The organism is Paraburkholderia sp. Ac-20347, from assembly GCF_017104805.1.
GTDB classification, from domain to species: domain Bacteria; phylum Pseudomonadota; class Gammaproteobacteria; order Burkholderiales; family Burkholderiaceae; genus Paraburkholderia; species Paraburkholderia tropica.
In genome coordinates, this window is the sequence record NZ_JAAGPN010000344.1 from 1 (window position 1) to 7,007 (window position 7,007).

At 62.2% G+C, this 7,007-nt stretch carries 6 protein-coding genes and 2 pseudogenes; 3 read left to right on the forward strand and 5 right to left on the reverse strand.

The annotated features are described in order from the left end of the window. Nucleotides 1-127: 127 nt before the first annotated feature. A pseudogene (locus G3N97_RS34815) lies at nucleotides 128-553 on the forward strand (2OG-Fe(II) oxygenase); the annotation flags it as partial. A 45-nt stretch (nucleotides 554-598) separates the two neighbouring features. Here G3N97_RS34815 and G3N97_RS34820 read toward each other — a convergent pair. Continuing rightward, nucleotides 599-956, reverse strand: a pseudogene (locus G3N97_RS34820) (DDE-type integrase/transposase/recombinase); the annotation flags it as partial. Nucleotides 957-1,575: 619 nt separating this feature from the next. Here G3N97_RS34820 and G3N97_RS34825 point away from each other — a divergent pair. Then, nucleotides 1,576-1,890 (forward strand): helicase, encoded by a 315-nt coding sequence (locus tag G3N97_RS34825; RefSeq protein ID WP_205997393.1) that lies wholly within the window; start codon nucleotides 1,576-1,578, stop codon nucleotides 1,888-1,890. A 46-nt stretch (nucleotides 1,891-1,936) separates the two neighbouring features. Here the strand turns inward: G3N97_RS34825 and G3N97_RS34830 are convergent, their stop codons facing one another. Both G3N97_RS34830 and G3N97_RS34835 read right to left on the reverse strand, forming a co-directional pair. Then, nucleotides 1,937-2,581 carry a hypothetical protein gene (locus tag G3N97_RS34830; RefSeq protein ID WP_205997388.1) on the reverse strand — a complete coding sequence of 215 codons (645 nt, stop codon included), beginning with the start codon at nucleotides 2,579-2,581 and terminating at the stop codon, nucleotides 1,937-1,939. Nucleotides 2,582-2,842: 261 nt separating this feature from the next. After that, nucleotides 2,843-3,214: a translation initiation factor Sui1 gene (locus tag G3N97_RS34835; RefSeq protein ID WP_205997389.1), complete on the reverse strand. Its 372-nt coding sequence runs from the start codon at nucleotides 3,212-3,214 to the stop codon at nucleotides 2,843-2,845. A gap of 444 nt (nucleotides 3,215-3,658) precedes the next feature. Here G3N97_RS34835 and G3N97_RS34840 point away from each other — a divergent pair, with 444 nt between their 5' ends. Beyond that, complete coding sequence (locus G3N97_RS34840; RefSeq protein ID WP_205997390.1) at nucleotides 3,659-4,453, forward strand: NAD(P)H-dependent oxidoreductase; 795 nt, start codon at nucleotides 3,659-3,661, stop codon at nucleotides 4,451-4,453. A gap of 9 nt (nucleotides 4,454-4,462) precedes the next feature. Here G3N97_RS34840 and G3N97_RS34845 read toward each other — a convergent pair whose 3' ends face one another. Continuing rightward, nucleotides 4,463-5,893, reverse strand: a complete 1,431-nt coding sequence (locus G3N97_RS34845) for an ATP-binding protein (protein WP_205997391.1) — start codon at nucleotides 5,891-5,893, stop codon at nucleotides 4,463-4,465. A gap of 59 nt (nucleotides 5,894-5,952) precedes the next feature. Next, the gene (locus tag G3N97_RS34850) at nucleotides 5,953-6,708 is read right to left on the reverse strand and encodes a response regulator (RefSeq protein WP_205997392.1); all 756 of its coding nucleotides are present in this window, start codon (nucleotides 6,706-6,708) and stop codon (nucleotides 5,953-5,955) included. Nucleotides 6,709-7,007 lie beyond the last annotated feature (299 nt).

Below are 7,007 nucleotides of genomic sequence, written 5' to 3' on the forward strand. Positions count from 1 at the left end.
GCCAACATGCTCACCGTAATCACTCCGGTTCTCCTGCTTGGCGTCCAAGCAGGCATTGAACATGTGGGTCAGTTTTCGATGCAAATTTCTAGTGGAAGTGGGTCAGTTTTGCACGCACCTCAACAGTGTCTGGTTCCAGCGCGAAGAGGATGAATTCATTGCGCGTCTCGATCAGCGCATTGCGAGTCTCATGAACTGGCCGGTTGAAAACGGCGAAGGTCTGCAGATTCTTCACTACAACCGCGGCGGCGAATACCGGCCGCATTTCGACTATTTTCCACCTGACCAGGCGGGCAGTGCGGTCCACACCGCCCACGGTGGTCAGCGGGTGGCGACGCTCATCGTCTACCTGAACGACGTGCCCCGTGGCGGTGAAACGGTCTTTCCGGAGGCTGGTCTATCGGTTGCGGCAAAGCAGGGGAATGCCGTCTATTTCCGTTACATGAACGGGATACGGCAACTCGATCCGCTGACGCTGCACGCAGGCGCACCGGTCGAGGCCGGTGACAAATGGATCATGACGAAATGGGTACGCGAGCGGGAATATGGGTAAGCTTCGAAGGCTACTTGACGGCAGGTCGTGGGGTTAGCTTCCTGCCGACATGTAACCCACTGACGGCTGCGATTGTGTTTTGACGTTGCGCAACAGCCTTTCTACCGGGGAATTGTCCCAACAATTTCCGCGACGGCTCATGCTCTGCTGCAACCGGTAGCGCCGCTGGCGCAGACGGAAATTCCGGCTCGCATACTGGCCGCCTTGATTCGGGTGGAACAGCAATCCTTGCGGTCGGCCGCGCTGCTCATAGGCCATCTCCAACGCCTGCGCGACCAGATCGGCATCCGGGTGTGTCGAGAATCCCCAGCCAACAACGCGCCGCGTGAACAGGTCGAGCACCGCCGCGAGACAGTGCCAGGCCTTGCACTCGGACGTACGTGATATCGCCACACCAGACCCGTTGAGCGCGATGAAAGCGAACACCCATGAACTGGGCGTCGTGCCACGCCCGACAGACAGCAACTTTTGACCGTCAAGTTGCTCCGCCGCGAACGTTATATCGTCATCTGGTGACTCGCTGTGGGCAAGCTCTTTTCCATTGAGTTCAATTGACCAATTGCAGCAATAGATCCACAGTCGCCAACTACCGGTCACCGTCACCAGTCTGCGGCCCGCAAGTTCTCGCACTCTTTCGGACGCATCGGGCGAAGCGAGTTCCGGTTCTCTTATCCGAAGCGCAGGCGGTCCAAACTCCAGCGTAAGAAAGCTCCCGTGCCCCTTCTTTACCGACCAGGCGGGATGCCCGTAGACTGCGGACCAGATTCGATCGAAGTCTGTGGAATTCATTTCTCGATCCTTATCGGAACGTTGCTCAACCGGCTCCTCGACATGCAGATGTTGGGTCCGCGCTAACGCGAGCGCCCATGTCACGGAGCCACCGTCTCGCGATGCCGTTACCCGCTGCAACCCGTTTGCATCGCCATCACTTGATGCGAGTAATCGAGCCAGCAGCACCGTGTCGTTTGAAGCAACCACTGACTCCCACTGTTAAAATGGCCGCCTTTTTCTGGGAGAAACAAATGTCCTGGTTTATCTATGAAGTGCCCGAATACAATGAAGACGGGGCGCGCATCGAACCCTTCATCGACCTGCGTAGCCGCGTGATGAAAGTCAGCGGGCAGTCGATGGCTGACGAACTGGAAAGCGTCCGCGAAAACGCCGCAACGACGGCGGACACGCCCGCGCGCCCGCTACGTGCAGCAGAGAATCCTCACGTATTTCCGATTCCCTATGCCGACTCCATGATTCTCGTCGGGTTCATCTTTGAACTGCAGCGTGAGTCCCGGCAATTGGTGGTGTCGCCTGTGGAAATGCCCTGGCTGAAAGACGCATAGAGAACGAGGCGAGTGAATCTGGCCCTTGGCGGGCCGCAAAAATCGCCTAATTTTTGATGTTTGCTTCGCAATCGCTCCAGTAGCGCAGCGGATCGCCATGTTGCGGGTAACGCGAACTGAGCCACAGCGACAGCTTGCCCCAATCCGGATGATGGGTGCCCGTTTTCGCGGACCAGATTGACGATCTCTCGAGAATCTGGCCATTTTCTCTGTCTCGAACAATCAGGCTGCCCAGTCCACTCGAACTGTTCGTCTGCGATTCGACCAGATACCTCGGCAGAATCCGAACTTCGGCGTCTTCGGCCCATCCAAAAAGGGCGCGGACCACGGCGGCGGAGTCGCGCAACTCGATGGGGCCACTCTGCGGACGAACGGCTGTCCAACCCTCGGGAAATTCGGCGACAACGAGCTTTCCTTCCTCCCGCACCCACCTCACGCGCCATGCGCGCACCATCGCCTCGCGCAAGGCGGAGACTGATGCGTAACCCGCAGGCAATGTGATCGCCTGCGGGAGCGTGATGAGGTTGTCTTTCCAGAGTTTGGCTTCGTCGTCGACGTGTTTGCTCTCGGTGAACACCCCTGTGTCGAATGGGTTCTCCGGCCGGCTCGACACGCGTGCGCTCGAGGCGGGAAGTCCCTCGAAGAGTCGTTCAGCATCAAGACGCGTGAGTTTCGTCTTTCCTTTCTTCATTTGCCTCTCTCCAGCATGATTGATGTCTCGCGAATGCCCGGGCCCCGACTACCTGAGTCGCATGTGTTTGAGCGATCGGGTGATCGTGTCTGGGGCTGTCGTCATCCATGCACCCAAAGCGTGGCGCGATCGATCCACGTTGGATCGGATGACAGTGACGGGCAGCGCTCGATTGCGCGATGACGTTCGCAAATAGATGGTGTTGGCGAGTCACCGCCGAGCGTGGTCGATTGCGCTTTTTGCCTGCGTCAACCGAAGGAATTAGCCACCGGCGCGCTTCACCTGATGGCCGGACTTTTTGAGCGCTTCGATAATACGGTCACAGTGGTCGCCCTGTACTTCGATCACGCCGTCCTTGACCGTTCCACCCGAACCGCAGGCGGTGCGCAATTGTTTGCCCAGCGAGGCGAGGGCAACGGGGTCGAGCGCCAATCCTCTCACGACCGTCACGCTCTTGCCGCCGCGGCCTTTCGTCTCGCGAGCGACCCGCGCGACGCCGTCCCCTGGTGGCTGTGACCGGGCAGTCGCCTTGCAGATACATTCCGCGACCGTGCGCCGGCACTCGGGACACATCCGTCCGCCGTCTGTTGAGTAAACGAGGCCACCCTTCGAACTGCTCTTGACGATAGACATGCACAAAGACAAAAAGGCCAGCAATCAGCTAGTTTAGCAGGTTGCGGTCGTCGCTCCTGAGCGCGTTCTGTTTCGTTTCGACTGCCTCAGTCCGACCCGAAAGGGACGCTTGGGGTTTTCCGATAGCAGGCGTTCATCCTCGACTTCACAGCGCATTCAGAACGTATTTTTTGCCGTGGTAGCGTGCACAAACATCGCGGCCTGAACAGGAACAGATCAAGATGATTTCGCATGTTTTCGTAGGCGTTAAAGAGTAGGCGTTAAAGATTTTCATTGGCCAACTCGGTCCGGTATTTATCGCCTTCTTCTCCGATCTCTTTTGTAATCGAACACGAGCGTAGGCAGGAATTATCCAAGGCAATACCAGCCATCACAGATATTCATTTCCCGTATAGCAAAGCGACCACTAAGCTCGACAACACTTACCCAAAACGGAGTGTCGTCATGAACGTGCTGCTGGTCTATGCCCATCCCGAACCGCGCTCGCTGAACGGTTCGCTCAAGGACTTCGCCGTCGAGCGTCTCGAACGCGCGGGCCATACGGTGCAGGTTTCGGATCTCTACGCGATGAACTGGAAAGCGACGCTCGACGCCGCTGACGCGCCCGCGCGCGATCTCGCCGAGCCGTTCCGTCCGTCTGCCGATTCGCGCCATGCGTTCGAAGGCGGCACGCAACCCGCCGATATCGCCGCCGAGCAGGACAAACTGCGCTGGGCCGACGCCGTGATCCTGCAATTTCCGCTCTGGTGGTTCACGATGCCCGCGATCCTGAAGGGCTGGGTGGAGCGCGTGTATGCCTACGGTTTCGCGTACGGCGTGGGCGAGCATTCGGATCAGCGCTGGGGCAACCGCTACGGCGAAGGCACGCTGGCGGGCAAGCGCGCGATGCTGATCGTGACCACGGGCGGCTGGGAGTCGCATTACGGTCCGCGCGGCATCAACGGGCCGATCGACGACATTCTGTTTCCGATCCAGCATGGAGTGCTGTATTACCCCGGTTTCGACGTGCTGCCGCCGTTCGTCGTCTACCGCACGAGCCGCATGGACGACGCGCGTTTTGCGCAGACGCGCGAGGCGCTCGGCGAGCGGCTCGACCGTTTGTGGGAGACAGCGCCCATCGCGTTTCGTCAGCAGAATGCCGGGGCTTACGAGATTCCCGCGTTGACCTTGCGCGACGAGATCGCGCCCGGACGCACGGGTTTTGCCGCGCATGTCGATGGCGCTCGCGTGGCTTCCTGAGCGTGAATATCAGTCGTCGCGCGGCAGCACGAGTTCGGCGTCCAGGCCGGCGATGCGGCCGTTCTCGATGCGGTTCGCGAGCGTGAGCGTGCCGCCGTGCGCGGCGGCCACGCTGCGCGCGATGGTGAGTCCGAGGCCCGTGCCGCCTGGTTGTCCTTCGCCGCCGTCATCGCGTTGCAGCGACGCAATGCGGAAATACGGCTCGAACACGCGCTCGCGCAACGCATCGTCGGCGATGCCGGGCCCGTTGTCGCTCACTGTCACGCGCACGCTATCGCCATCGTCGCGCACGGCGATGTGCGCCGCGCCGCCGTAGCGAATCGCGTTGTCCGCGAGATTCTGCAGACAGCGCTTCAGATTGCGCGCGAAGCCTCGCACGGGCGCGCGCGTCGCGCCGGTCACGCTCACGGCCTGACCGGCTTCGCGCGCGTCGGCGGCGAGGCCTTCGAGCATCGAGTCGAGATCGATTTTCTGATGCGCTTCGGTGACTTCCACGCCTTGCACGACGTCGAGCGTCGAGCGCACCATCGCTTCCATTTCATCGAGGTCGCCGCGCAGCCGCTCGCGCCACGCGGGGTCGGGCAGCATTTCCGCACGCAGCCGCAAGCGCGTGAGCGGCGAGCGCAGATCGTGCGAAACCGCCGCGAGAAAGCGCGCGCGCTGCGCGAAGCTGTCGATCAACTGCTGCTGCATCGCGTTGAACGAATGCGCCGCGCTGCGCACTTCCTGCGGCCCGGTTTCGGGCAGCGGCGCGCGGTGAATGTTGCGGCCGAGCGCCTGCGCCGCGCGCGTGAGTTGACGCAACGGCGCGAGTGCGAAGCGCACGGCGACAAACGCAATCGCGCAGACCGCCGCGAAGCGCAGCAGATAAATCCGCAGCAAATAATCGAACACGAGTTCGCCGCGTTCCGAATGCATGCCGGCCTGGCCCTCCTTCGATTGAATCTCGAGCCAGCCTTGCTGCGGAATATTCAGGAGTACGTGGAAGTCGCCCGTCGGCATGCGTGAGTCGAACAGACTGAGCACACCGCGATGACGGCCGTCGTCGTCGCGCAGATGCGCATCGAGCAGACGCACTTCGATGGGCGTGCCGAGGCGCTTGCGGATCACGCCTTCGATCAGCCCGCTCGTCGCGCGCAACGTGAGCGAGGGCGCGGACGGGGCGGCGGGCGGCGCGCCCTGCACCCAATGCAACTGATAACGGTCGTCGCCGAGCGCGCTCAGCACGCTCGCGCGCGTGGCGGCGTCGGGCGCGCGTTCGAGCAGACGCACGGTATCGGCGAGGCGGCTCGCGAACAGGCGCGCGGGGATTTCGAGCGTGCGGTTGTCGTGCGTGTCGAACCAGATCGTGCTGGTGAGCAACTGGCCCGCGAACATGCCCGCCGCGAGGATCAGCACGAGCCGGCCGAACAGCGTGTCGGGCCAGACGGCGCGCTTCACGCGCTGCCATCCGCGTTGCAGACGACGCTGCAAGCCACGCGTCGGTGTCTCCGGCGTCGTCACGCTTCGTGGCTCACATCGGCGACCAGCATGTAGCCCTCGTTGCGCACCGTGCGGATCAGCGCGGCGTTGCGCGCCGAATCCTTGAGGTGATGGCGCAGGCGGCTCACGCACACGTCGATCGAGCGGTCGAGCGGCGTGTGGTCCTTGTCGAACACCTGTTCGAGCAGGAATTCGCGCGACAGCGGCCGGTTCGGATGATCGAGCAGCGTGCGCAGCGTGCGGTAATCGGAGCCGCCGAGCGAGACCACCACGCCGTCGGGCGAGAGCATCTGCTTCATGCGCGTGTCGAGCCGCCAGCCCGCGAAACTCACGAATGCGCTGGCGTCGCCGTGGCGTGGCGCATGAAGCGCATGCGTCGCGTGGGGCGAACCCGAGCCCGCGCCCGGCACGGCGCGCGTGCGGCGCAGCACGACCTTGATCTTCGCGACCAGTTCGCGCGGATCGAAGGGCTTGGGCAGATAGTCGTCGGCGCCCATTTCGAGGCCGAGAATGCGGTCGAGCAGGCCGCCGCGCGCCGACAGCATGATGATCGGCACTGCGTTTTCGCGGCGCAATTCGCGCGTGAGATCGAGGCCGTCCTCGCCGTCGAGCATGAGGTCGAGCACGATCAGGTCGATCTTCTGCTGGCGCAGCGTCTGCTTCATCTGCGCGCCGTTGGTGGCGGCGCTCGCTTCGTAGCCCATGTCGCGCAGATAGTCGCGCAGGAGCGTGCGGATATTGGGGTCGTCGTCGACGACGAGTATGTGGTCCATCGCTGTTCTTTTTCCGCTGCGGGCGGCGCCAACACATTCCATTACAAAAGCGCCGCTTCTCAACACATTGCCATTACATCGCGCCGCTAAAGTGTGGCCTGCAAATAGCAATCGTTCTCATTTATGAACTATATCACGCCCGTTTCCCGCGCCGCGCTTGCGTCGCACGCCGAACCTTTCGCCCGCCTTGCACGCACGGCCGCCGCCGCAGCCACGCTGGCGATGGGACTGAGCCTGAGCGCCTCGCAGGCGTGGGCCGCCGCGCCTGCTGCACCCGCCACGTCGAGCGCGGCCGCCAC